The 665-nt window shown below is 54.3% G+C and carries 1 pseudogene; it reads left to right on the top strand.

Annotated features, from left to right (window positions below):
• Positions 1-665, top strand: a pseudogene (locus tag J7439_RS25810) (hypothetical protein); the annotation flags it as partial.

Raw genomic sequence — 665 nt, 5'->3', positions numbered from 1 at the left:
CAATCGTCCGGTGGCCAGCCTTCCGGTGGCACCGATCAAGGGTTAAGTGCGGGAACCAAGGCCGGAATTGCGGTGGGTAGCATCGGCGGAGCGTTAGGTACGGTGGCTAGCGGCGCATTTATAAAAAGACTGATCTCGAAAGGGGGCGAAGCGGCGGCGGAAGATGCAGCGGCCAGCATTGAGGATGCATTAGATGCGTTTATGTCAGACACCGATGTTCTGAGTTCCTTGGGTGATGGGCTCACAATGAATGTTAAGGATTTGATGGCCAAGTTACCCGACCCGCCAAAACATGGGCCCGGTGGCGACGACTGGACCGATATCGGCAATCATGGCAAAGACGGTGGCAAAATAAAACAACACGCGTGTCGTCGTAAAAGAGGCGTGACTGGCTGGGGCCGTTGTCTCACCGATGAACAGTATGACAAGGCCGTAAATAGGATACTTCAAGAAGGCGTTATTGGATTATCTGCATCCGGCCTGATGGCCGGTATTGCCCAAGTATTGGGTGCCGGACTCGCGGCCGGAGCAGCAGAAGGATTACTTATGGTCGCTGCTGCAGCGGTGGCACTCGGTGTTGCCGGTTGGATAGGTTATGAAGTTTACGAACTGGCAGAGCATGAGAAGAATAAGGGAGGCGGGGGTGATAGTGATGATGATTCATC

This window comes from Salinisphaera sp. G21_0, assembly GCF_017744115.1.
Lineage (GTDB): Bacteria > Pseudomonadota > Gammaproteobacteria > Pseudomonadales > Endozoicomonadaceae > Endozoicomonas.
Note: the sequence above shows the minus strand (reverse complement) of the source record. Positions and strands in the feature narration are given on the sequence as shown.